The 21,690-nt window shown below is 69.9% G+C and carries 24 protein-coding genes; 13 read left to right on the top strand and 11 right to left on the bottom strand.

Annotation, left to right across the window (positions count from 1 at the left end; translation table 11 throughout):
* Window positions 1-23 precede the first annotated feature (23 nt).
* Genes flgH through H2041_RS09715 form a run of 3 tightly spaced genes read left to right on the top strand, consistent with a single transcriptional unit; the run spans window position 24 to window position 1,840 of the window.
* Window positions 24-758, top strand: coding sequence for a flagellar basal body L-ring protein FlgH (gene flgH / locus H2041_RS09705; RefSeq protein WP_293412072.1), 735 nt, complete (start codon window positions 24-26; stop codon window positions 756-758).
* Between the two features lie 59 nt (window positions 759-817).
* A complete protein-coding gene (locus H2041_RS09710; protein WP_293412074.1) occupies window positions 818-1,297 on the top strand; it encodes a hypothetical protein in 480 nt (159 codons plus the stop codon).
* Window positions 1,298-1,342: 45 nt separating this feature from the next.
* Window positions 1,343-1,840 (top strand): hypothetical protein, encoded by a 498-nt coding sequence (locus H2041_RS09715; protein ID WP_293412076.1) that lies wholly within the window; start codon window positions 1,343-1,345, stop codon window positions 1,838-1,840.
* Here H2041_RS09715 and dxs read toward each other — a convergent pair.
* From dxs to H2041_RS09740, 5 genes are all read right to left on the bottom strand, one after another.
* Window positions 1,837-3,753 carry a 1-deoxy-D-xylulose-5-phosphate synthase gene (gene dxs / locus H2041_RS09720; protein WP_293412078.1) on the bottom strand — a complete coding sequence of 639 codons (1,917 nt, stop codon included), beginning with the start codon at window positions 3,751-3,753 and terminating at the stop codon, window positions 1,837-1,839. The two genes, H2041_RS09715 and dxs, sit on opposite strands and share 4 nt — an antisense overlap.
* A 26-nt stretch (window positions 3,754-3,779) precedes the next feature.
* Window positions 3,780-4,661: a polyprenyl synthetase family protein gene (locus H2041_RS09725; RefSeq protein WP_293412080.1), complete on the bottom strand. Its 882-nt coding sequence runs from the start codon at window positions 4,659-4,661 to the stop codon at window positions 3,780-3,782.
* Window positions 4,661-4,903, bottom strand: a complete 243-nt coding sequence (locus H2041_RS09730; RefSeq protein ID WP_293412082.1) for an exodeoxyribonuclease VII small subunit — start codon at window positions 4,901-4,903, stop codon at window positions 4,661-4,663. Before H2041_RS09730 ends, H2041_RS09725 begins: the two co-directional genes overlap by 1 nt.
* Before the next feature lie 69 nt (window positions 4,904-4,972).
* Window positions 4,973-5,596 carry a histidine phosphatase family protein gene (locus H2041_RS09735; RefSeq protein WP_293412084.1) on the bottom strand — a complete coding sequence of 208 codons (624 nt, stop codon included), beginning with the start codon at window positions 5,594-5,596 and terminating at the stop codon, window positions 4,973-4,975.
* Between the two features lie 36 nt (window positions 5,597-5,632).
* The gene (locus H2041_RS09740) at window positions 5,633-6,559 is read right to left on the bottom strand and encodes a histone deacetylase family protein (RefSeq protein WP_367133385.1); all 927 of its coding nucleotides are present in this window, start codon (window positions 6,557-6,559) and stop codon (window positions 5,633-5,635) included.
* A 34-nt stretch (window positions 6,560-6,593) separates the two neighbouring features.
* Between H2041_RS09740 and H2041_RS09745 the strand changes: the two genes are divergently transcribed.
* The 5 genes from H2041_RS09745 to H2041_RS09765 all read left to right on the top strand — a co-directional run bounded on the left by H2041_RS09745 (window position 6,594) and on the right by H2041_RS09765 (window position 10,345).
* Window positions 6,594-7,121, top strand: a complete 528-nt coding sequence (locus H2041_RS09745) for a GNAT family N-acetyltransferase (RefSeq protein ID WP_293412088.1) — start codon at window positions 6,594-6,596, stop codon at window positions 7,119-7,121.
* A gap of 220 nt (window positions 7,122-7,341) precedes the next feature.
* A complete protein-coding gene (locus H2041_RS09750) occupies window positions 7,342-7,779 on the top strand; it encodes a recombinase family protein (protein WP_293412090.1) in 438 nt (145 codons plus the stop codon).
* A gap of 126 nt (window positions 7,780-7,905) precedes the next feature.
* Window positions 7,906-9,081 carry a VWA domain-containing protein gene (locus tag H2041_RS09755; protein ID WP_293412092.1) on the top strand — a complete coding sequence of 392 codons (1,176 nt, stop codon included), beginning with the start codon at window positions 7,906-7,908 and terminating at the stop codon, window positions 9,079-9,081.
* A gap of 56 nt (window positions 9,082-9,137) precedes the next feature.
* Window positions 9,138-9,803, top strand: a complete 666-nt coding sequence (locus H2041_RS09760; RefSeq protein ID WP_293412094.1) for a TetR/AcrR family transcriptional regulator — start codon at window positions 9,138-9,140, stop codon at window positions 9,801-9,803.
* Window positions 9,803-10,345, top strand: coding sequence for an MOSC domain-containing protein (locus tag H2041_RS09765; RefSeq protein WP_293412096.1), 543 nt, complete (start codon window positions 9,803-9,805; stop codon window positions 10,343-10,345). The genes H2041_RS09760 and H2041_RS09765 overlap by 1 nt, the downstream gene beginning before the upstream one ends.
* Here the strand turns inward: H2041_RS09765 and H2041_RS09770 are convergent.
* Window positions 10,342-11,775 carry a UdgX family uracil-DNA binding protein gene (locus H2041_RS09770; protein WP_293412098.1) on the bottom strand — a complete coding sequence of 478 codons (1,434 nt, stop codon included), beginning with the start codon at window positions 11,773-11,775 and terminating at the stop codon, window positions 10,342-10,344. The genes H2041_RS09765 and H2041_RS09770 overlap by 4 nt on opposite strands.
* Window position 11,776: 1 nt before the next feature.
* Window positions 11,777-13,003 carry a putative DNA modification/repair radical SAM protein gene (locus H2041_RS09775; RefSeq protein WP_293412100.1) on the bottom strand — a complete coding sequence of 409 codons (1,227 nt, stop codon included), beginning with the start codon at window positions 13,001-13,003 and terminating at the stop codon, window positions 11,777-11,779.
* 200 nt (window positions 13,004-13,203) lie between these two features.
* Between H2041_RS09775 and H2041_RS09780 the strand changes: the two genes are divergently transcribed.
* On the top strand, window positions 13,204-13,542 hold the full coding sequence (locus tag H2041_RS09780) for a GFA family protein (RefSeq protein ID WP_293412102.1): 339 nt from the start codon (window positions 13,204-13,206) through the stop codon (window positions 13,540-13,542).
* A 103-nt stretch (window positions 13,543-13,645) separates the two neighbouring features.
* Here the strand turns inward: H2041_RS09780 and H2041_RS09785 are convergent, their stop codons facing one another.
* Window positions 13,646-14,071: a helix-turn-helix domain-containing protein gene (locus H2041_RS09785; protein ID WP_293412104.1), complete on the bottom strand. Its 426-nt coding sequence runs from the start codon at window positions 14,069-14,071 to the stop codon at window positions 13,646-13,648.
* An 85-nt stretch (window positions 14,072-14,156) separates the two neighbouring features.
* Between H2041_RS09785 and H2041_RS09790 the strand changes: the two genes are divergently transcribed.
* From H2041_RS09790 to H2041_RS09800, 3 genes are all read left to right on the top strand, one after another.
* Window positions 14,157-14,891: an SDR family NAD(P)-dependent oxidoreductase gene (locus H2041_RS09790; protein WP_293412106.1), complete on the top strand. Its 735-nt coding sequence runs from the start codon at window positions 14,157-14,159 to the stop codon at window positions 14,889-14,891.
* Window positions 14,892-15,030: 139 nt separating this feature from the next.
* A complete protein-coding gene (locus tag H2041_RS09795) occupies window positions 15,031-15,909 on the top strand; it encodes a transglutaminase family protein (protein WP_293412108.1) in 879 nt (292 codons plus the stop codon).
* Between the two features lie 138 nt (window positions 15,910-16,047).
* Window positions 16,048-17,397 carry an MFS transporter gene (locus H2041_RS09800; RefSeq protein ID WP_293412110.1) on the top strand — a complete coding sequence of 450 codons (1,350 nt, stop codon included), beginning with the start codon at window positions 16,048-16,050 and terminating at the stop codon, window positions 17,395-17,397.
* Between the two features lie 3 nt (window positions 17,398-17,400).
* Here the strand turns inward: H2041_RS09800 and H2041_RS09805 are convergent, their stop codons facing one another.
* From H2041_RS09805 to H2041_RS09815, 3 genes are all read right to left on the bottom strand, one after another.
* Window positions 17,401-18,477, bottom strand: a complete 1,077-nt coding sequence (locus H2041_RS09805; protein WP_293412112.1) for a Glu/Leu/Phe/Val dehydrogenase — start codon at window positions 18,475-18,477, stop codon at window positions 17,401-17,403.
* A 68-nt stretch (window positions 18,478-18,545) separates the two neighbouring features.
* On the bottom strand, window positions 18,546-19,577 hold the full coding sequence (locus H2041_RS09810; RefSeq protein ID WP_293412114.1) for an alpha/beta hydrolase: 1,032 nt from the start codon (window positions 19,575-19,577) through the stop codon (window positions 18,546-18,548).
* The gene (locus H2041_RS09815; protein WP_293412116.1) at window positions 19,574-20,158 is read right to left on the bottom strand and encodes a uracil-DNA glycosylase family protein; all 585 of its coding nucleotides are present in this window, start codon (window positions 20,156-20,158) and stop codon (window positions 19,574-19,576) included. The genes H2041_RS09810 and H2041_RS09815 overlap by 4 nt, the downstream gene beginning before the upstream one ends.
* Before the next feature lie 91 nt (window positions 20,159-20,249).
* Here H2041_RS09815 and H2041_RS09820 point away from each other — a divergent pair, with 91 nt between their 5' ends.
* Window positions 20,250-21,689 (top strand): methyl-accepting chemotaxis protein, encoded by a 1,440-nt coding sequence (locus tag H2041_RS09820; protein ID WP_293412118.1) that lies wholly within the window; start codon window positions 20,250-20,252, stop codon window positions 21,687-21,689.
* Window position 21,690: the final 1 nt, after the last annotated feature.

A 21,690-nucleotide genomic window follows, 5' to 3' on the forward strand; every position in this document is an offset into this window, starting at 1 on the left:
GAATCCCTCAGAGGCCCTCGCCCATGCGCCTTCCCCTTCTCGCCGCCCTCGCCCTCCTCCCGCTCGGCGCCTGCTCCACCGTCCACGAAGCGGTCGCCGGACCCGACCTGACGCCGGTCCGCTATCCGGCCGCCCTGGTGCCGCAGCAGCAGCCGGTGATCCTGGCCTCGGCCAACCAGCCCATGGCCACGCCGGCCTCGGCCAACTCCCTGTGGCGCACCGGCGCGCGCGCCTTCTTCATCGATCAGCGGGCCAACCGCGTCGGCGACATCCTGACCGTCCAGATCGAGATCGACGACCGGGCGCAGACCTCCAACTCCACCTCGTCCTCGCGCACCTCCGGCGCCTCGGCGGGCGTGCCCAACTTCCTGGGCCTGGAGTCGAGCCTCGGCCGCGTCCTGCCCGGCGGCTTCGATCCGGCCAATGCGATCTCGACCAACTCGGCCAGCAACAACGCCGGCTCCGGCTCGGTCTCGCGCGCCGAGAAGATCAGCCTGACCATCGCCGCGGTGGTCACCGCGGTCCTGCCCAACGGCAACATGATGATCCAGGGCACCCAGGAGGTCCGCACCAACGCCGAGGTGCGCCAGCTGTCGGTGGCCGGCATCGTCCGCCCGGAAGATATTTCCTCCGCCAACACGATCCGGCACACCCAGATCGCCGAGGCGCGCATCAGCTACGGCGGCCGCGGCGACATCAGCCGCGTTCAGAAGACCCCCGCGGGCCAGGCGCTGGTGGAGACCTTCTCCCCCTTCTGACCGACCCCGGAATGAACCGGGCGGGTCTCCCGACGTTTCCTGATCCGAAGGAGACGTCCATGCGCACTCGCTCGGCTCTCGGCCTCGCCGCCGCCCTCACCCTCGCCGCCTGCGCCCACGAGGCGCCGCAGAGCGCGCCCCCGATGAGCTGGTCCCTGAACCACACCGAGAGCGAGGGCGCCAAGCTCGCCTACGGCGTGCCCCAGACCGACCAGGTGCTGGTGATGATGACCTGCCAGATGCATTCGGGCCGGGTGGAGGTTTCGATGACCGCGCCCCAGGACCGCGCCCAGGGCCGCATCGGCCTGGCCTCCCGCGGCGAGCGCCTGGAGCTCGCCGCCGACGTGGCGCCCAGTCCGATGGGCGACGTCGCCTTGGTGATGGCCCACACCGACGCCGGCCAGCCCGCGCTCGACCGGTTCGCCCGCAGCGGCGACCTGACCGTCAGCGGGCAGGGACGCGCCGTGAAGGCCGCCGCCCGTGGCGAGGATCGCACGAAGGTGGCCGACTTCTTCGGCGCCTGCCGCCGCTCGGCCTGAGGCGATCGACTGGAGCGCCGCGAGCGCCGCGGCTAAGCTCGCCGCATGATCCGCGCCCTGCTCCTCGGCCTCGCCGCCGCCGTCGCCTTCACCCCCGCCGCTGCCCAGGAGCGCACCTGGATGCTGCGCCGGGAGCCCGACCCGGCCCAGCTGGCCTATGCGACGCCCGCCACGGACGACTGGGTGGTCGCCTTCACCTGCAGGGAGGACAGCGGGCAGATCATCGCGGCCTTTCCGGCGGCCCAGGCCCTGGGCGTCCGCCAGGAGAACGGCCTCTGGCTCGACGACGTTGGGCGGCCGGCGCCCTGGCCGATCAGCGTCACCCTGAGCTCGGGCCCCTATCAGACGACCATTCCGGGGGAAGCCATCGTCGACGCCAGCGGCGAAGGATCAATCGTGCGCGTGGAGTTCGCCGACCGGGCGCCGGTGGCCGAGGCCTTCGCCGACGAAGGCGTCATTCGTCTGGCGGCTCTGGGGGCGGTGGTGGAGCCGCCGCCCGCGCCGCGCGGCGAGCTGCGGGGCTTCTTCCGCTACTGCCGTTAGGCGCGGCGCCCCGCCGCGGCGGCGTCCGTCGCGCCGAGGGCGCCAAGCGCCGCCCGCACGATGCCGTCGGCGTCGAGACCGGCCTGGGCGTACATCACCTCGGGCTTGTCCTGGTCCTGGAAGATGTCCGGCAGGGTGAGGGTGCGGATCTTCAGGCCCCGGTCCAGCACGCCGCGTTCGGCCAGGGCGTGCAGGACGAAGGCGCCGAAACCGCCGACCGAGCCCTCTTCGACCGTGATCAGGGCCTCGTGCTCCCGCGCCAGGCGCAGGATCAGGTCCATGTCGAGCGGCTTGGCGAAGCGGGCGTCGGCCACCGTGGTGGAGAAGCCGCGGGCGGCCAGCAGGTCGGCGGCGCGCAGGCATTCGGGCAGGCGCGCGCCGAAGGACAGCAGCGCCACCGCGCCGCCTTCGCGGACCACATGGCCGCGGCCGATCTCCAGCGGCTCGGCCAGGTCCGGGATCATGGCCCCCGTCCCTTCCCCGCGCGGATAGCGGAAGGCGCTCGGCCGATCGTCGATGGCCACGGAGGTCGCCACCATGCGGGCGAGCTCGGCCTCGTCGGAGGCGGCCATCAGCACCATGCCGGGCAGCGCGCCCATATAGCCGATGTCGAAGGAGCCGGCGTGGGTCGCCCCATCGGCGCCGACCAGGCCGGCGCGGTCGATGGCGAAGCGGACAGGCAGGCCCTGGATGGCCACGTCGTGGACCACCTGGTCGTAGCCGCGCTGCAGGAAGGTGGAATAGATGGCCGCGAACGGCTTCATGCCGTCGGCGGCGAGGCCGGCGGCGAAGGTCACCGCATGCTGCTCGGCGATGCCGACGTCATAGGTCCGCTCGGGAAAGCGCGCGCCGAAGAGGTCGAGGCCCGTGCCCGAGGGCATGGCCGCGGTGATGGCGCAGATGGTCGGGTCGCGCTCGGCCTGCTTGATCAGCTCGGTGGCGAACACCTTGGTGTAGCTCGGCGCCTTGGCCTGGGCCTTGGCCTGCTGGCCGGTGACGACATCGAACTTGACCACCGCGTGGTGTTTGTCGGCGGCCTTCTCGGCCGGGGCGTAGCCCTTGCCCTTCTGCGTCACCACATGGACCAGCACGGGCCTGTCGACGATGCTGCGGGCGTTCTTCAGAACGGCGACCAGCGACTCCATGTCGTGCCCGTCGATGGGACCCACATAATAGAAGCCGAGCTCCTCGAAGAGCGTGCCGCCGGTGACCATGCCGCGGGCGTATTCCTCGGCCTTGCGGGCGGCTTCCTGGATCGGGCGCGGAAAGGCCTTGGCCACCGACTTGCCGAGATTGCGCAGCGACTGGTAGCCGCCGCCCGAGACGAGCCTGGCCATATAGGCGCTCATCCCGCCCACCGGGGGGGCGATCGACATGTCGTTGTCGTTGAGGATGACGGTCAGCTGCTTGGTCGTCTCGGCGGCGTTGTTCATGGCCTCGTAGGCCATGCCGGCGCTCATGGCCCCGTCGCCGATCACGGCCACCACGCGGTTGTCGCGGCCCGAGCGGTCGCGTGCGGCGCAGAAGCCGAGCGCCGCGGAGATCGAGGTGGAGGCATGGGCCGCGCCGAAGGGGTCGTACTCGCTCTCCGACCGCTTGGTGAAACCCGACAGGCCGCCGCCCTGGCGCAGGGTGCGGATGCGGTCGCGCCGGCCGGTGAGGATCTTGTGCGGATAGGCCTGGTGGCCGACGTCCCAGATCAGGATGTCCTTGGGGGTCTCATAGACATGGTGAAGGGCCACCGTCAGCTCGACCACGCCCAGGCCGGCCCCCAGGTGGCCGCCGGTCTGGGAGACCGCGTCGATGGTCTCGGCCCGCACCTCGTCGGCGAGCTGGCGCAGCTCGGCCGTAGAGAGGCCGCGCGTGTCGGCGGGGGTGTGGACCTTGTCGAGCAGAGGCGTGATCGGCGGCATGAATAAGCAAGCTGCTGGTGGGCGAACTAGTTGCGGCGCTGTAGCACGAAATCAACGCTGGCCCGCAGGAAATCGGCCTGTTCGCCAAAGGGATCGAGGTGGGACTTGGTCTGTTCGACCAAGATCTGCAACCTCTGGCGGGCCGCCTCGGCGCCCAGCAGGGTGACATAGTTGGCCTTGCCCATGGCGGCATCCTTGCCCGCCCGCTTGCCCATCAGGTCGGGGTCGCCCTCGGCGTCCAGCAGGTCGTCGACGATCTGGTAGGCGAGCCCGAGATCCTGGGCGAAGGCCATCAGGGCGTGGCGTTCGGGATCGCCGAGGTGCGCCATGGCCAACGGCAGTTCGAAGGCGCAGGCGATGAGGGCGCCGGTCTTCATGCGCTGCATGCGGGCCACCGCGCCGAGGTCGTCGCGCACTCCCAGCAAGTCGATCATCTGGCCGCCGCACATGCCCCTGGCCCCGGCCGCCGCGGCCAGGCGCAGGATCAGCTCGGCCCGGGTCGCTCCGTCGGGATGGGTGTCCGGATGCGCCAGGATCTCGAACGCCGCGGCCTGGAGCGCGTCGCCGGCCAGGACGGCGGTCGCCTCGTCATAGGCCTTGTGGACCGTCGGGCGTCCGTGCCTGAGGTCGTCGTCGTCCATGCTCGGCAGGTCGTCGTGGATGAGGCTGTAGGCGTGGACGCATTCCAGCGCGCAGGCCGCCCGCAGCAGGGGCCGCTCCTCCAGCTCGAACATGCGGCCCGTCTCGAGCACGAAGTAGGGCCGCAGCCGCTTTCCCGGGCCCAGCGCGGCGTAGCGCATGGCCTCCGTCAGGCGCGATTCCGGCCCGTCCGCCCGGGGCAGCAGCTCGTCCAGCGCGACGGTGACCAGGTCGGCCGCCTCGGCCACGCGGCGCGCCACCTCCGACATCAGCTGAACTCGGCCGGTTGCGTCCCCTGCGGACCTTGGGCGCCGACGACGATCTTTTCCACCCGCAGGCGCGCGGCCTCCAGCCGCTGTTCGCAGTGGGCCTTCAGCTTGGCGCCGCGCTCATAGAGGCGGATCGAGTCCTCGAGCGGCGCGCGGCCGGATTCGAGTTCGCCCACAATGCCTTCCAGCTCGGCGAGCGCCTGTTCGAAGGTCAGCGCTTGGATGTCGTCGGTTTCGGCCATTTCGCTCCTCGGGAGAACCGCCAACCTAGAGAGGCGAGGCGGCCGCCGCAACGGGGCCTGGCCACAGGTTCAGGGCCGCTCGAAACGGCGCATCGACCAGTACTTGTAGCCTTCGCTCGCCGTCATCCGCCAGCCACGGCGGCGCAGGGCCCGGCCGACCATGAAGTTGAAGAAGCCATGGGCGAGGACGACCACGTCCTCGCCGCCCTCGGCGAGTTGGATCAGGCGCTCGGCCGCCTCGTCGGCGCGCTGCTCGGCCTGACCGCGGGTCTCCTGGCCATGATGGTGGAAGAACCACCACCAGACGCGGGCCACGAACCCCCAGAGCGCCGGGGTCAGCTTGATGAAGTTCGGCAGGTTCGGCGGCGGCAGGGGCGCCTCGACGAACATGGCCTCGCTGACGAACTCGCGCCCCTGGGTCAAGGCCAGCGCGGTGTCGATGGACCGCTGCCGGGTGGAGGAGATGATGGCGCCGGCCTTGGCGACGAAGGACATCAGCGCGCCGGGCGGCGTCTGGCCGGGAAGGATGCCCAGCACCTCGTACTGCGCCCAGAACTGACGATAGCCCTCGGCGTTGATCCACACCTTTCGGCTGATGGCCGGCTCACCATGGCGGGCCAGGACGATGGAGCCGGCGCGTCGCACGACGATGGCCCCCGGGGGCGGCGAATCGACGGTCAAGGAATCGGCCATGTCATCCGAAGGTCTGCGCCCAAGGCCGCAAGGCCCCTACCCCTCTTGCAGGGCCCGGACATGCGCTGCCGCAGACCGGCCCAGAGCCTGAAGGTCGTATCCGCCCTCGAGCGCCGACACAACCCGGCCGCGCGCGCTGGCTTCGGCGGCGGCCACGATCTGCCGCGTCGCCCAGGCGTAGTCGGCCTCGGTGAGCTGCTGGCCGTCCGGGCCTCCGCCAAGCGGGTCGTCGCGATGGGCGTCGAAGCCAGCCGAGACCAGGATCAGATCCGGTGCGAAATCCCGCACCTGGGCCATCAGGTCGCCGAAGGCCGCACGCCAGCCCTCCGCTCCCCCGCCGGCCGGCGAGACGGCGTTGCGGATGTTGTCCGCCGCGGGCTCGGAGGGATGGCCGGTGCCGGGCCAGAGCGGCCACTGCTGGATCGAGGCGAACAGCACGCCCGGCCGCCCGGCCAGGGCGGCCTGAGTGCCGTTCCCGTGATGGACGTCGAAATCCACCACGGCGACGCGCGACAGGCCGCAGGCCTGGGCCACGAGGGCTCCGATCGCCACGTTGGAGAAGATGCAGAAGCCCATGGACGCCGCCGGCTCGGCGTGATGACCCGGCGGCCGGACGGCGCAGAAGGCGCGCCGGGTCTCGCCGCCCGCGACCGCCCGGACGGCTGCGGCCACGGCGCCGGCCGCCCGGCGCGCCGCCACCAGGCTGCCGGGCGAGAGCCATGTGTCGGGATCGAGCTGGACGCGGCCCGCCCTCGGCGCGGCCGCCAGTATGGCCTCCACATAGGCCCGGTCGTGCACGCGCAGGAGATCTTCGATTTCCGCAAGCGGCGCGTCGCGCGGCTCGAGGTCCAGATCGGCCGCCTCCAGCGCCTCGATGACCGCGGCCAACCGCTCGGGCCGCTCGGGGTGATCTTCGCCCGGACGGTGATCGAGCATGTCCTCATGGGTATAGAGAGCCAGCATCACGTCCCATCCTAGCGCGAAACGCCCGTTACGCATGCCCGAGATCACCATCCGCCGCGCCGGCCCGGAAGAGGCCGAGACGCTGTCGGCCATCGGCCGCCTGACCTTCGTCGAGACCTTCGGCCATCTCTATCCGGAGGCGGATCTGAGCGCCTTCCTCGAAGAAGCCTACGGGGTCGCGAAGCTCGCGCGGCTCGCGGCCGATCCCCGTTGGGCCTTCTGGCTGGCAGAGGCTGACGGCGCCGCGGTGGGCCACGGCCTGGCCGGCCCCTGCGACCTTCCCCATCCGGAGGTCACCGCCACCTGCGGCGAGATCAAGCGACTCTACCTTCTGAAGGCCGTGCAGGCCGGCGGCCACGGCGCCCGTCTTTTCGAGACCATGGTGAGCTGGCTGCAGGGCGCCGGCGCCAAGGACCTGTGGCTCGGGGTCTGGTCCGAAAACCATGGCGCGCAGCGGTTCTACCGCAGGTATGGGTTCTTGCCCGTGGGCGAATATGGCTTCCACGTGGGGGCCACGGTGGACCGCGAGTTCATCTTCCGCCGAAGGGCACAGAATTTCTGATCACCCTGTCACAAAAGGTCGACACGTGCCCCCTATCCAGCCTTCCACCCGCTCAGCTGGTGGAATATTGCCGAGATTTAACGGTACGCGCTTTGACGCAGGGCGCGGTTTCTGAGAATTTGTCGCAGGTCACCTGCTGAACGGAGAGGCGTCGGTCGGCATGCTGAGGATTGGGTACGTCCGACTGCGGGACGCGCGTTCGGCGGAGGATACCGCCACCTTGAAAGGCTTCGGCTGCCATGTGGTCCGCGCCGAGGAACCGGCGGGTCCGGACGCCGACGATTCCGCCGTCCTGTCTTCGATTCTCGACTTCATCGCCGAGGGCGATCAGCTGGTCGTCACGCGCCTGGAGCACCTGGCCCACTCCACCCGCACCGTGCTGGAGGTCATCGACCGGCTGGAGCAGCGCCGGGCCAGCCTCTTCGTGATCGAACCGGAGCTGTCCACCGACGGCGAAGGCGGCCGCGCCCTGCGCGCGGCGCTGAAGGCGGTGGCCTCCGTGGAGCCCGCCTGGAGCGGCCGCAAGCGCCGCAGCGCGCCGGCGCCGGAGGAGATCCGCGCCTTGCAGCAGGCCGGGGTCGGCCCCGTGGAGATCGCCCGTCGCCTCGGCGTGTCGCGCATGACCGTCTGGCGCAAGTTGCGCGCGATGGAGGCCTGACCTTCGCGATCGGCGCGCCCGTTCGGCCCTGACGAAGGCGCAGGGCGGCGCTGGACATCGCCGCCTCGCCGCCCCATCCTCCGGGATCAAACGTCTGTTCGTCCCGCTATTTGGGAAGGCCGCCCCATGTTCATGCGATTCTTCACCGAGCTGCGCGAGGCCAAGGTCCCGGTGACCTTGAAGGAATACCTCATGCTGATGGAAGCCCTCGACAAGGTCGTGATCGACCGGTCGGTGGAGGACTTCTACTACCTGTCGCGCTCGGCCCTGGTGAAGGACGAGAAGAACCTGGACCGCTTCGACCAGGTCTTCGGCCACGTGTTCAAGGGGCTGGAGAAGGTCGATGGGATCGGCACGGCCGACATTCCCGCGGAGTGGCTGGAGAAGATCAGCGAGAAGTTCCTCACCGAGGAGGAGAAGGAACAGATCAAGGCCATGGGCGGCTTCGACAAGCTCATGGAGATGCTCGCCGAGCGCATGCGCGAGCAGAAGGAGCGCCACGAGGGCGGCGACAAGATGATCGGCACCGGCGGCACCTCGCCCTTCGGCGCCAATGGCTATCATCCCGAAGGCGTCCGCATCGGCCAGGACAAGAGCCGCCACGGCAAGGCGATCAAGGTCTGGGACAAGCGCGAGTACAAGAACCTCGACGACTCCGTCGAGCTCGGCACCCGCAACATCAAGGTCGCCCTGCGCCGCCTGCGGAAATGGGTGCGCGAGGGCGCGACCGAGGAACTGGACATGCCCGCCACCATCCGCGGCACGGCGGAAAAGGGCTATCTGGACATCAACATGCGGCCCGAGCGCCGCAACAAGGTGAGCGTGCTCATCTTCTTCGATGTCGGCGGCTCCATGGACGCCCACATCAAGGTCTGCGAGGAGCTGTTCTCCGCGGCCCGCTCCGAGTTCAAGAACATGGAGTTCTACTACTTCCACAACTGCCTCTACGAGACCGTGTGGAAGGACAACCGCCGCCGGCACACCGAGAAGCTGAACACCTGGGACGTGCTCCACAAGTTCTCCAGCGACTACAAGGTGATCTTCGTCGGCGACGCCACCATGAGCCCCTATGAGATCACCTATCCGGGCGGTTCGGTGGAACACTGGAACGAGGAGGCCGGCGCCGTCTGGATCGACCGCGTGGCCCAGATCTACGAGCACATGGTCTGGCTGAACCCGACGGCCGAGCGCCACTGGGCGCACACGCCGTCGATCGAGGTGATGCGCCAGCTGGTCAACGACCGCATGTACCCGCTGACCATCGAGGGCCTGGACAAGGCGATGCGGGAGTTGGCGCGCTAGGCCGCAGGCGCCGTCCGTTCACGGCTGTTATGCTGCCGGCGGAGCATCAGATTCGCATGACCGACCCCGTCCCCACGTCTCCGCCCGAGCCGGAGACGGAAATGCAGGAGGCGGCCACCAAGGCCGCCGTCTTCTGCGCGGCCGAGCGGCTGTTCGCCCTGCACGGCTTCCAGAACGTGTCGGTGCGCGACATCACCGCCGAGGCGGGCGTCAACCTGGCCTCGGTGAACTACCACTTCGGCTCCAAGGACGGCCTGCTGTTCGAGATCTTCCGCCGGCGCACGGCGGAGCTGAACCGCGAGCGGGCCCGCATGCTGCACGAGGCCAATGACCGGCACGGCGGCAAGCCGCCGGTGCGCGAGATCCTCGAGGCCTTCTTCGCGCCCCCGCTGAAGTGGGCCGACCCGGCCGGCGACCGCCGCATCTCCGTCCAGTTCATCATCCGGGCCCGCAGCGAGGGCACGGCCGAGATGCGCGAGGTGCTGCAGAACGACGTCTCGCACCTGCGCCGCTTCGCCGATGCGCTGATCGCCGCCCGTCCCGACCTGGCGCTGGAGGACGTCTACTGGCGCCTGCATTTCTGCCTGGGCATGGTGCACAACAACCGCTTCGCCGAGTTCGACCGCCTGCACCACCTGTCCGACGGACTGACGCGCGAGCAGGACGCCGACGGGCTCCTGGCCCGCATGGTGGATTTCGCCGAAGCCGGCTTCCTGGCCTGATGGGCGGCGCCCTCGTCACCCACGTGGCGAGCCGGCCGGGCCATTCCTTTTCCAAGACTCTGCAGACCGAGATCCGGCTGATCGCCGGGCTGGGCGTCGAGGGCGACGGACATGCGGGGGCGACCGTCCAGCACCGCTCGCGCGTCGCCAAGGATCCGAGCCAGCCGAACCTGCGCCAGGTGCACCTGATGGCCGGCGAATTCCATGACGAGCTGAACGCCGCCGGCTTCGACGTTTCACCCGGCGACCTGGGCGAGAACCTGACGACGCGCGGGATTGCGCTGCTGGAGCTTTCCGCCGGCTCACGGCTGCGGATCGGCCACGAGGCGGTGGTGGAGATCACTGGCCTGCGCAATCCGTGCTGGCAGCTGGACGCCTTTCAGCCCGGCCTGACCGCCGCCAGCCTCGGCCGCGACGCCGAGGGCGGCCTGGTGCGCAAGGCCGGCGTGATGGGGATCGTTCTGGCCGGCGGCCTCGTGCGGCCCGGCGACGCCATCGCCATTGAGGCGCCGGCGGTCTTCCGGAAACTGGAACGGGTCTAGGCGACCAGGCTCCAGGCGAACCGCAGATCCTGGACGAACTCGGCATAGGCGCGGGCCTTGGCCTCGGCGTCCGGAACCCGCAGCAGGTAGGAGGGGTGCCAGGTGACCACGCCCTGGGCCTGGTCCTCGAGCTGGAACGCCTGGCCGCGGGACTTGCCGATCGGCAGGCTCTTGCCCATGACGCCGCGCACCGCGGTGGCGCCCAGGGCGACGACGACGCGCGGCCGCACGATCCGCCGTTCGGCCTCCAGCCACCAGCGGCAGGCCTCGATTTCCGGCGCGTCCGGCGTCTTGTGCAGCCGCCGCTTGCCGCGCAGCTCATGCTTGAAGTGCTTGACCGCGTTGGTGACGTAGGCCTCGCGCCGCGGCACGCCAGCCTCGTTCAGAGCGCGGTCGAACATCTGGCCCGCCGGCCCGACGAAGGGCTTGCCGGCCAGGTCCTCCTGGTCCCCGGGCTGCTCGCCCACGAACATCAGCCGCGCGGTCTCCGGCCCCTCGCCGGCCACGCCTTGGGTCGCGTCCTTCCAGAGATGGCAGCGCCGGCAGGCGTCGACCCCGGCGGCGATCTCGGCCAGCGTCGCCGGCGCCGACCCTTCATAGGGGGCGTCGCGGCTGGCGCGCCGGGCGGCGCGGACGATGCGGCGGGCGGGTTCGGAAGGGCTCTGGGCGACCATGGTCTCTGTCCGGGCCTGTGCGGAACGGGTCAGTTCGGGAATGAGCGCAGCCTCGGGAAGGTTGCGCCAGTAGCGCTTGGGCATCTCCTTCCGCATGGCCGAGAGCCGCACCCGCGCCGGATTGAAAGTCGCCGCATAGTAGGTGCGCCAGAACGCCTCCAGGGCGTCTTCGGCCGGCGCATCGGCCGGATCGGCGCCTGGCGTGAAGCGGAGCGTCTCGGTGTCCCAATGGGCGCAGACGTCCGGCGTCAGGATGGAAAAGCGCATGTTGGCGAACCGCCGGACGAAGAAGGGCGCGGTGGCTTCGGTCACCCGGTGGGCCGGCTCGAACCAGGCGACATAGGCCTCCTCGTCCGCTGCGGCCGCCACGGACCGGAAGCGGACGAAGGCCTTCATCTTGTGAGCGGCGCGATCCACCTGGCGTTCCATGTCGCGGGCGCGGACGACATCTTCATCCGCCGGCTGGGCGAGCAGATGGGGCGTCTCCGGCAATCGCCAGAGCAGACGGTAGAGCAGGTCGAACCGCGCCGGCGAGCGGTGCAGCACGACCCGCTGGGCCAGATCGACGAAGCTGCGCGAAACGCGGATGGCGCCCGCCCCGCCCTCGTCCTGCGCCGGCTCGGCGAACAGATCGGCCGCGCCGTCGTCGACCGTCCAGACCACGTCGGCCGGGGAGACGCCGCCCGTCCGCAGGGCCCTGGCCGCCTCGCGCCAGCCCTCGAAATCGGTCTCAGAAGCCAGCCTCACGACGCGCATGTCAGAAGAGGCTCGGCTGCTCGGGCGCCGGCGCGAAGCGCGCCCGAAGACCCTCGGCGTCGGTCAGGCCCCCTGGTCGCCAGTCCTCCAGCACGACGAAGGGCTTCAGCTTCTCCAGGCTGCGGCAGATGCGCTTGAGATCGGCCAGCCGCAGGCGGGCCAGGCGACGGGCGGCGATCAGGCGCTCCACGCCCATGGCCCCCAGCCCCGGCACCCGCAGCAGCGTCTCGCGATCGGCGCGGTTCAGATCGACGGGAAACCGGTCCCGGTTCTTCAGCGCCCAGGCAAGCTTCGGATCGATGGCGAGATCGAGGTCCTGGCCCGGCGGCGCGATCTCCTCTGTCTCGAAGCCGTAGAACCGCATCAGCCAGTCGGCTTGGTAGAGCCGGTGTTCGCGCATCAGCGGCGGCCGCTGGGGCGGCAGGGATTTGGACACGTCCGGGATGGGGCTGAAGGCCGAATAGTAGACGCGGCGCAGGCCATAGGCGCCGTAGAGGCTCGCCGAGCGGCCGAGGATCTCGCCGTCCGAAGCCCCGTCGGCGCCGACGATCATCTGGGTCGACTGCCCCGCCGGCGCAAACTTGGGCGGCCGCGCCTTGCGCCCAGGCTCGGCGCCGGCCTCGATCCCCAGGCGCACCGCCCCCATGGCCTTGCGGATGACGCCCGCATCCTTTTCCGGCGCGAAGGCCGCCAGGCTCTCGTCCTTGGGCAATTCGATATTGATGGAGACACGGTCGGCGTAGAGGGCCGCCGCATTGACCAGTTCGGGCGAGGCCTCGGGGATCAGCTTGAGGTGAATATAGCCGCGGAAGTCGTGGACCTGCCGTAGGTCGCGGGCGACCTTCACCAGCTGCTCCATGGTGTAGTCGCCCGACCGGATGATGCCGGAGGAGAGAAACAGCCCCTCGATATAGTTGCGCTTGTAGAAGCCGAGCGTGAGGTCGACCACCTCCTGCGCGGAGAACCTTGCGCGCGGCGTGTTGGAGGACACACGGTTCACGCAGTAGGCGCAGTCATAGATGCAGTAGTTGGTGAGCAGGATCTTCAGAAGGCTCACGCACCGCCCGTCGGGCGTATAGGCGTGGCAGATCCCCATGCCCTCGGTGGACCCGACACCCTTACCGCCCCGGGAGTCTCGCCCCTTCGCGCCGGACGAGGCGCAGGAGGCGTCGTACTTGGCGGCGTCGGCGAGGATGGAAAGCTTCTGCTTGAGGTCGAGAACGGCCATGGGGCCATTCTAATGTTCCCATTTTGTTCCGCAAGCGGCGCCGTGGGGTTTTGGTCTTGCAGGCAGACGCCAACAGCCGTTCTTCTGCGAGCCTTCACCAGGGCGGATTCCGCCACTGGATCTGCGTAAGGAGTGTTCCGGTGCGTGTCGAAGGTGGATGTCTTTGCGGCCAGGTCCGGTACGTCGCCGACGGAGAACCCGTGAATGTCCGCATCTGCCATTGTCGGATGTGCCAAGCCGCGATCGGCGCGGCGTTTAACGCCCGCATGCTGTTCCGCCGCTCAGACGTCGAGATCACCGGGGAGATCCGCCAGTTCAATTCCTCGCCTGAGCTGGCGCGGGGCTTCTGCGCGACCTGTGGCTCCACGCTGTTCTCAGCGCGTGAGAGCCAGGGACTGATCGGTCTGACAAGCGGAACGCTGGACGACCCGTCGGTGTTTCAGCCCACCATGCACATTTGGACGTCCTCGCGGCAGCCCTGGCTGAGGATCGACGATGGCCTGCCGCAATATGCGGAGGCCCCGCCGGCCCAGGGCTGACCCCTAGAGCGTGACGCGATCTGATGGGATCAGATCGCCGCTCTAGATTCATTACCGACGCGCGTTTCGCCCGATAACCGGTTCCCACTTTTCGGAACGCGCTCTAGGCGCGGGCCCTCCAGGCGGCGCGTTCGGCGAAGACGCGGGTGACCTCGGCCATGTTTTCCGTGCCCCAGGCGCAGAGCGGCACGAGGGCCTCCGCCAGGCTGACGCCCAGCGGCGTCAGGCTGTAGTCGACGCGCGGCGGGACCTCCTTGTAGTCGGTCCGCTTCACCAGGCCATCGGCCTCCAGCTCCTTGAGCTGCTGGATCAGCATCTTGTCGCTGACGTCGCGCACCGCCCGGCGGAGCTCGCCATAGCGGGTCGGGCCGCCCTGGGCGAGGAAGTAGAGGATCAGCGGCTTCCACTTGCCGGCGATGACCCGCAGCGTCGCATCGAGTCCGCAGGTGAACCCCGGCAAGGTCGGCGTGCAGGTCTGCGTGTCCGCGGACGGGGCGTCTGAAGCTGTGGCGGCGTGTTCGGATGACATTTTTGCCCACTTACCGAAAGGTGCATACTTGTCGATAGGTGGGTGCGCCGCCAGCTCATGGCAACCTCAGTGCAGGAGCAACACCATGAGCAGACTTTCCGGCAAGACGGCGGTGATCACCGGCGGCGGCAGCGGCATCGGCCTTGGGGCCGCCAGGCGGTTCGTCGAGGAAGGCGCCTTCGTCTACATCTTCGGCCGTCGGCAGGCGGCCCTCGACGCCGCCCTGGCCGAGCTTGGCCCCAACGCCCGCGCCGTCCGCGGCTCGGTCACCGATGCGGCCGATCTCGACCGCCTCTACGAGGCCGTGAAGGCCGAGCGGGGCGGGCTGGACATCGTCTTCGCCAACGCCGGCACCGGCGTGGTGGCGCCGCTGGGGGAGATCTCGTCTGAGCAGTACGATCAGACCTTCGACGTCAATGTGAAGGGCCTCATCTTCACCGTTCAGAAGGCCCTGCCCCTGATGTCGGCGGGCGGCTCCATCATCCTCACCGGCTCGACCACCGGCGTGATGGGCACCGGCCAGTTCAGCATCTACAGCGCCAGCAAGGCGGCGGTGCGCAATCTGGCGCGCAGCTGGGCGGTGGATCTTCAGGGGACCGGCATTCGGGTCAACGTCCTCTCGCCGGGACCGACCCTGACGGATCTGGCGCTGGAGGTGGTCGGCGAGGAGGCCTTCCACGCCCTTGGCGCGGCGACCCCCATCGGCCGGCTCGGCGATCCGGCGGAGACCGGCGCCGTCGCGGCCTTCCTGGCCTCGGCCGACGCCAGCTTCATGACGGGCGGCGAGGTCTTCGTCGACGGCGGACTGGCGCAGGTCTAGGGACGGCGGGGGCGGGCTCCTTTCGTCCGGGGCCCGCCTCCGGCCACGCCAACGCCGTCATGGCCCGCGGCCTGACGCAGGATAAGGGCCGGGGCCGGACGCCCGGAACCATAGCTGCAAGGGCGGGTTTGGTGGCGGCATGTCCCGCCTGACCATCCGCCACGAAACCCGCTACGCCTACGAGCACGCCGTCGCGTTCGGGCCGCATGAGCTGCTGTTGCGGCCGCGAGGCGGCCATGCGCTGCGGGTCGTGAAGGGCTCCCTCACCTTCTCCCCCCGCGGGGAGACCCGCTGGCGCTACGACGCCTATGGCAACTGCGTCTGCCAGCTCACCCTGCTGGAAGAAGCCGCCGAGTTCCTGGTGGTGAGCGAACTGGAGATCGAGCGGTTTCCAGCGCCCCTGGCCCCACAGGAGGTGGACGACCCCCGGACGGCCACGCCGATCGTCTACCCGGCCAATGACCGCGCCGTGCTCGGTCCCTATGTCGAGCCGGCCACCGACGACCCGGAGGGCGTCCTGTTGCGGTGGCTGCACGGTCAGGCGCCGGAGGTGGGCGAGCCCGCGCTCGACTATGTCCTGCGCCTCAATCGCGCCATCCATGACGCCTTCGAATACCAGGCCCGCTACGAAGAGGGCGTCCAGGCGCCGTTCGAAACGGTCGCCCGGCGGAGCGGCACCTGCCGGGACTTCGCCTGGCTGATGGTGGAGGTGCTTCGGCGGCTGGGTTTCGCCGCCCGCTTCGTCAGCGGCTACCTCCATTCGCCGGGGCTGGACGGAGTCCGCGGCGCAGGCGCCACCCATGCCTGGTGCGAGGTCTTCCTGCCGGCGTTCGGCTGGATGGACTTCGACCCCACCAACGCGCTGGCCGAGGCCGCCGCCCTCATCCCCGTCGCCGTCAGCCGCACGCCGGCCGAGGCCGCGCCCATCAGCGGCGCCATCATCGGCGTCCCGGGCGAAAGCCGGATGGAGGTCAAGGTGGACGTCCGCCTCTGCCCGCCCCTGGCGAGCGCCGCCTGAGCCGCCCGCGGCCGGTCCCCGAGAAATCGGCTTTTCCCCGTCCCGGACTCTGATAGGACGAGAGGATTGTTTTAGCTGTTCAAAAATTAGGGAGTCGCCCGCGCGACCCTTGCGACCCCGCGCGCGGGTGGGACGCTGTTGGAAAAGAACATCGAGGAAACCTCCACGACGGCCGAGGGCGAGACGGTCGTGGTCCATGCCGACCCTGAGGGGAAGACGCTCGCCGAACGCGAGGCCGAGTACGAGACCTTCGTCTGGGCCAATCTGAAGCGCAACTACATCGCCCACTACCTGCACGGCATGCTGGGCATGACAGGCTTTCGCCTCGTCAATGCGCCGACCTTCCTGCCGGCCTACCTCTTCGCCATCTCCGGCTCGAGCTTCATCGTCGGCCTGGGCCTGGCGCTGCAGCAGGTGGGCGGCGTGCTCTCGCCCATCTTCGGCGCCACCCAGATCGAGCACCGCAAGCGGGTCATGCCCGCCGCCGTGTGGATGGGGGGCCTGGCGCGGGTGCAGATCGTGGGCATGGCCCTGGCCGGCTGGTTCCTCTCGGGGCAGCCGCTGATCGTGGCCATCCTGAGCTTCATGTTCCTCTTCGGCCTCTTCATGGGCACCCAGCGCGTGGTGTTCTCCATCCTGATGGCCAAGGTGATCCCGATCAGCCGGCGCGGCCGGCTGCAGGCCTGGCGCAACGCCACCGGCGGTCTGATCGCCGCGGGCCTGGCCTGGGTGGCGGGGAAGTACTTCGTCGAGGCCGACCTCTTCGGCAACGGCTACGCCACCACCTTCATGTTCGCGGCCATCCTGACCTCGCTGGGCCTGTGGGCGCTGCAGTTTCTGATGATCGAGCCCGAACCGCCGACCACGCGGGCCCAGACGCCGTTCCGGGAACGCCTGAAGGACTTTCCCCGCCTGATCAGCCAGGACCGGGGGTTCATGTTCTTCATGATCGTGCAGATGCTGGCGATCACCGGCCGCATGGCGACGCCCTTCTACATCCTCTACGCCGCATCGACGATCGAGCTGACCGGGGCCAATATCGGGCTTCTGTCGCTGGCCTTCCTGGGCGCCGACACCCTGGCCAACCTGGCCTGGGGCTATCTGGGCGACAAGACGGGCTTCCGCCTCGTGCTGATCAGCTCGCTCGTGGTCTGGATCTCGGCGACGGTCCTGCTGATGAACGTCCACGAGGTGGCCGCCATCTTCGTCGCCTTCTTCGGTCTGGGCGCGGCTCAGTCCGGCTACATGATGAGCGCCCAGACCATGATCCTGGAGTTCGGATCACGGGACGACCTGCCGATGCGGATCGCGTTCTCGTCCACCGCCGAGGGCATCATGGCCTCAGCCGGACCGCTGGTGGGCGGGGTCATGGCCGCCGCCCTCGGCTATGAGAGCGTGTTCGGGACCTCCATCGCCTTTCTGGCGGCGGGACTGACGATGCTGCTTCTCTTCGTGCGCGAACCGAGGACGACGCGGGCGGCGGGCTGAGCCCTAGGCCGCCGCGGCCGCCGCACGCCCGCGGGCGATCCGCTCGCGGGCCATCTCGCCGGCCACTTCGTGCGTCGGCCGCTTCTCCGCCGCAGAGCGGTCGAGCACCTCTTCCAGGGTCTGCATCAGGCGGGCGAGCTTGCCCTCGACCCAGGCCGGGTCATAGGCGGTCCCGGCGTCCAGGGCCCGGATCTCGCCGGCCACGTTGATGATGCCGCCGCCGTTGATGACATAGTCCGGCGCATAGAGCAGGCCGAGGTCGAACAGGGTCTTGCCGACGGCCGGGTCGGCCAGCTGGTTGTTGGCGCCGCCCGCGATCACCTTGGCCTTCAGCCGCGGCAGGGTCTCGGCGCTGACCGCGCCGCCCAGCGCGCAGGGGGCGAAGACCTCGGCCTCGACGTCGAAGATCTCATCGGGCGCCACCACCTGGGCGCCCGTGCGGGCCGCCACCGCCTGGAGCGCGTCGGCGTTCACGTCGGTGATGATCAGGCGCGCGCCGGCCGCGTGCAGCTTGTCGGCCAGATAAGCGCCCACATGGCCCACGCCCTGCAAGGCGACGGTGACGCCGTCGAGCTCACGCCCCAGCCGGCGCCGCACGCAAAGCTGGACGCCGCGGAAGACGCCCTCGGCCGTCACCGGACTGGGATCGCCGGACGCCGCCGGATGGCCTTCGAGCCCGGCCACATAGCGGGTGTGCTTGCGGGCGTGCATCAGGTCGGCTGGCGAGACGCCCACGTCCTCGGCGGTCCAGTAGGCGCCGCCGACCGCCTCGACCGCACGGCCGAAGGCCTCGAAGAGGGCCGGCGTCTTCTGGGTGCGGGAGTCTCCGATGATCACCGCCTTGCCGCCGCCCAGGTCGAGATCGGCCATGGCGTTCTTGTAGGACATGGCCCGGGACAGCCGCAGGGCGTCCTGCAGGGCGTCCTCCGACGTCGGGAACGGCCACATGCGGCATCCGCCGGCGGCCGGACCGCGTGCGGTGGAGTGGACCGCGATGATGCACTTCAGCCCCGTGGCCTCGTCGGAAAAGGCGTGGATGGCCTCGTGGCCTTCGAAGTCGGGGGAGTCGAAGAGGGTCATGCGCGCTCGAAGATCGTTGCGATTGAAACCGGTTGGCGGCGGCCCGCTCTACGCCGCCGGCGCGGGGCTCACAAGCCCGCCGTCGCACGGTCGGGCGCCGGCGTCCAGTCATCGCCCTGGGGCGCCGTCGGTATGGGCGGCGCGCCCGAGGGCAGCGGCGCCTGCGGATCCTTCACGAAGGCCAGGACGTCGCCCATGACCGCCCGCCCCTGCAGGTCGCGGGTCAGCAGGTGCCAGCCCTTCTCGTAATAGGCCGACCGGTCCTCCGGCTTCAGCTTCGCCGCCGCCTGGAAGGCCGGCCGCGCCGGAATGATCTCGTCGTTGGCGCCGTAGAGGTAGAGGGTCGGGACCTGCAGCCGCCCGATGTCGCGCCAGGCGCCTTCCATGAGGTCCACCAGGCCATAGAGGGTGTCCGACCGCGCGCCCCAGATCATCAGAGGGTCGCGTCCCATGGCGCGGAGTTCCTCGATATTGTCGGTCGGCTTGACCCGATCGGTCACCCACTCCGGCGGCGTATAGACCTTCGGTCCGGTCATATGGGCCGCGAACCAGAGCAGGGTCTTGTAGGGCAGCGGCTGGGTCGACCAGCCCCACACCGCCGGCGACATCAGGATCAGGCGATGGGCCTGCGGCGGCCGCTGCGAGGCGAAGGCGCGGATGGCCACGGCGCCGCCCATGCTCTCGCCGGCCACGGCCACCAGGGCATGCGGATGCTTCTGGCGGACCAGGGCCACCAGGGTGCGCAGGTCCTCCAGCAGCAGCTCCTCCTGCGGCCACAGCCCCCGCTCGGGCGAGCGGCCGAAGCCGCGCTGGTCGTAGGCGTAGGTGGTCACCCCCTGCTCCGCCCAGTACGGCGCGGCGAGGTGGAAGGCGTTGGCGTAGTCGTTCATGCCGTGGACGGCGACGATCACGGCCCACGGCTCCTCCGTCCGGGCCTCCCAGGTCGTCAGGCCCAGGCGCGTTCCATCGAAGGTCACGAAGTGGTCGGCGGTCATGCGGGGTCCCTGGAAGCCGAGCGGCGGCTGGCCCGCCTGCTGGGTGACCAGCGGGGTGCAGGCGCAGAGCAGCAGCGATGCGAACAGGATGGCGATGCGGGTCATGGGCGCAGGATTTGCTCCACACGCTGGCGAAGATAGGGCGTCACCTCGGCCTCGAACCAGGGGTTGCGCTTCAACCAGGCGGTGTTGCGCCAGGACGGATGCGGCAGGGGCAGCATGGCCGGCAGATAGTCCCGCCAGGCGCGCACGGTCTCGGTCATATTGGCCTTGCGCTCGGCCTTCAGGGCCCAGGCCTGGGCGTAGGATCCCACCAGCAGGGTCAGCTCGACCCTGGGCAGGTGCGACAGCAGCAGGGGTCGCCAGAGTTCGGCGCAGCGCGAAGGCGGCGGAAAGTCCCCGCCCTTGGGATTGGTCCCGGGAAAGCAGAAGGCCATGGCCGCCACGCCGATGGCCGGATGTCCGTAGAAGGTCTCCCGGTCCACGCCGAGCCACCCGCGCAGCCGGTCGCCGGAGGGGTCGTTGAACGGCAGGCCCGTCTCGTGAACCAGCCGGCCCGGCGCCTGGCCGCAGATCAGGAGGCGCGTCTCGCGGCGGACGCGAACCACCGGCCGCGGCTCGTGCGACAACTCGTCCGCGCAGGCCCGGCACTGCGCAATCTCCGTTAAGACTGTCTCCAGGGTCATCAGGGCATATAGCGGCTGAATCCCGGCTGCGTTCGAATCAGATCTGCGACCGACGCGGCCGGACGGCTGAGTGTCTGTGACGGGTAGTCCAATGCTGACGACGATCAAGGGCCGCATGCGCCTCTCCTGGGGCGTGGGCATGCTCTCGATGCTGGCCCTGGCGGGCCTGAACATCGCCCTTCTGCACATGGTGGCCGAGGCCGGGGGCGGCGCCGAGGCCGAGCGGATCCTGAAGATGGCCACCACCGTCGCCATCGGCATCGGGGTGGCGACCGTGGTCGGCGTGGTGATCGGCGCGCTCTATTTCGAAGGCCTCGTCATCACGGCGCTCTCGAAGATGTCGGTCACCATGCGCAAGCTCGCGGCCGGAGAAGCTGTCGCCGAGATTCCGGGGGCCGAGCGCCGCGACGAGATCGGCGACATGGCCGCCAGCGTGGTGGTCTTCCGCGAGAACGCCGAGGCCCGCGCCCGCCTGGAAGCCGAGGCCGAGGCCTCGCGCGGCGAACTCGACCGTCGCCTCGCCGCCGCCGAATCCGCCTTCGAGCAGGCCAGCCGGGACCAGAAGGTGCTGGTCGACGCCATGGCCCGCGAACTGTCCAAGCTGGCCCGCGGCGACCTCTCCGCCCGCGTCGCCGTGGAGGTCGCGCCGGAGTACCGGCAGCTGAAAGCCGACTTCAACGCCGCCATCGCCCGGCTGGAGGGCGCCATCGGCTCGATCGCCACGGCCGCGGGCGAGATCCGCTCCGGTTCGCGTGAAATCTCCACCGCCGTCGACGACCTGTCCCACCGCACCGAACGCCAGGCCGCGAGCCTGCAGGAGACGGCGGCGGCTCTCGACGAGATCACCGCCACGGTCAAGCGCACAGCCGCCGGCGCCCGCCAGGCCAACGGCTCCGTCGCCCAGGCCCAGACCGAGGCCCAGCGCAGCGGCCAGGTGGTCAGCGAGGCCGTGACCGCCATGGGCGCCATCGCCAGCTCGGCCCAGGAGATCAGCAAGATCATCGGCGTGATCGATGAGATCGCCTTCCAGACCAACCTCCTGGCGCTGAACGCCGGGGTCGAGGCCGCCCGCGCCGGGGACTCCGGCCGCGGCTTCGCCGTCGTCGCCTCCGAAGTGCGTGCGCTCGCCCAGCGCTCCGCCGATGCGGCCAAGGAGATCAAGGGCCTCATCGACGCCTCGGGCCAGCAGGTCCAGAGCGGAGTCGAGCTGGTCGGCCAGACCGGCGAGGCCCTGTCGGGCATCGTCGGCAAGGTCGCCGAGATCTCCCACGTCATCGCCGAGATCGCCGCCTCCGCCGAACAGCAGTCGGTGGGGCTGGCTCAGGTGAACACCGCCATCAACGAGATGGACAAGGTCACCCAGCAGAACGCCGCCATGGTCGAGGAGGCCAACGCCGCCACCCGCACGCTGGACCAGCACGCCGCCCACCTCGCCGAATCTGTCGACCGCTTCCAGCTCTCCGGCGCGCCGACCAATCCGGTGCACGCCCAGCAGGCGCGCCTGGCGGCCCTGGCCGGCGGCCGGGGCTGAA

It is taken from the genome of Phenylobacterium sp., assembly GCF_013911965.1.
Lineage (GTDB): Bacteria > Pseudomonadota > Alphaproteobacteria > Caulobacterales > Caulobacteraceae > Phenylobacterium.

Bases quoted from the DNA above. Each gene is read 5' to 3' on its own strand.
- flgH (WP_293412072.1), top strand. From the start codon at position 24: ATGCGCCTTCCCCTTCTCGCCGCCCTCGCCCTCCTCCCGCTCGGCGCC.
- H2041_RS09710 (WP_293412074.1), top strand. From the start codon at position 818: ATGCGCACTCGCTCGGCTCTCGGCCTCGCCGCCGCCCTCACCCTCGCC.
- H2041_RS09715 (WP_293412076.1), top strand. From the start codon at position 1,343: ATGATCCGCGCCCTGCTCCTCGGCCTCGCCGCCGCCGTCGCCTTCACC.
- dxs (WP_293412078.1), bottom strand. From the start codon at position 3,753: ATGCCGCCGATCACGCCTCTGCTCGACAAGGTCCACACCCCCGCCGAC.
- H2041_RS09725 (WP_293412080.1), bottom strand. From the start codon at position 4,661: ATGTCGGAGGTGGCGCGCCGCGTGGCCGAGGCGGCCGACCTGGTCACC.
- H2041_RS09730 (WP_293412082.1), bottom strand. From the start codon at position 4,903: ATGGCCGAAACCGACGACATCCAAGCGCTGACCTTCGAACAGGCGCTC.
- H2041_RS09735 (WP_293412084.1), bottom strand. From the start codon at position 5,596: ATGGCCGATTCCTTGACCGTCGATTCGCCGCCCCCGGGGGCCATCGTC.
- H2041_RS09740 (WP_367133385.1), bottom strand. From the start codon at position 6,559: ATGCTGGCTCTCTATACCCATGAGGACATGCTCGATCACCGTCCGGGC.
- H2041_RS09745 (WP_293412088.1), top strand. From the start codon at position 6,594: ATGCCCGAGATCACCATCCGCCGCGCCGGCCCGGAAGAGGCCGAGACG.
- H2041_RS09755 (WP_293412092.1), top strand. From the start codon at position 7,906: ATGTTCATGCGATTCTTCACCGAGCTGCGCGAGGCCAAGGTCCCGGTG.
- H2041_RS09760 (WP_293412094.1), top strand. From the start codon at position 9,138: ATGACCGACCCCGTCCCCACGTCTCCGCCCGAGCCGGAGACGGAAATG.
- H2041_RS09765 (WP_293412096.1), top strand. From the start codon at position 9,803: ATGGGCGGCGCCCTCGTCACCCACGTGGCGAGCCGGCCGGGCCATTCC.
- H2041_RS09770 (WP_293412098.1), bottom strand. From the start codon at position 11,775: ATGCGCGTCGTGAGGCTGGCTTCTGAGACCGATTTCGAGGGCTGGCGC.
- H2041_RS09775 (WP_293412100.1), bottom strand. From the start codon at position 13,003: ATGGCCGTTCTCGACCTCAAGCAGAAGCTTTCCATCCTCGCCGACGCC.
- H2041_RS09785 (WP_293412104.1), bottom strand. From the start codon at position 14,071: ATGTCATCCGAACACGCCGCCACAGCTTCAGACGCCCCGTCCGCGGAC.
- H2041_RS09790 (WP_293412106.1), top strand. From the start codon at position 14,157: ATGAGCAGACTTTCCGGCAAGACGGCGGTGATCACCGGCGGCGGCAGC.
- H2041_RS09795 (WP_293412108.1), top strand. From the start codon at position 15,031: ATGTCCCGCCTGACCATCCGCCACGAAACCCGCTACGCCTACGAGCAC.
- H2041_RS09805 (WP_293412112.1), bottom strand. From the start codon at position 18,477: ATGACCCTCTTCGACTCCCCCGACTTCGAAGGCCACGAGGCCATCCAC.
- H2041_RS09810 (WP_293412114.1), bottom strand. From the start codon at position 19,577: ATGACCCGCATCGCCATCCTGTTCGCATCGCTGCTGCTCTGCGCCTGC.
- H2041_RS09815 (WP_293412116.1), bottom strand. From the start codon at position 20,158: ATGACCCTGGAGACAGTCTTAACGGAGATTGCGCAGTGCCGGGCCTGC.
- H2041_RS09820 (WP_293412118.1), top strand. From the start codon at position 20,250: ATGCTGACGACGATCAAGGGCCGCATGCGCCTCTCCTGGGGCGTGGGC.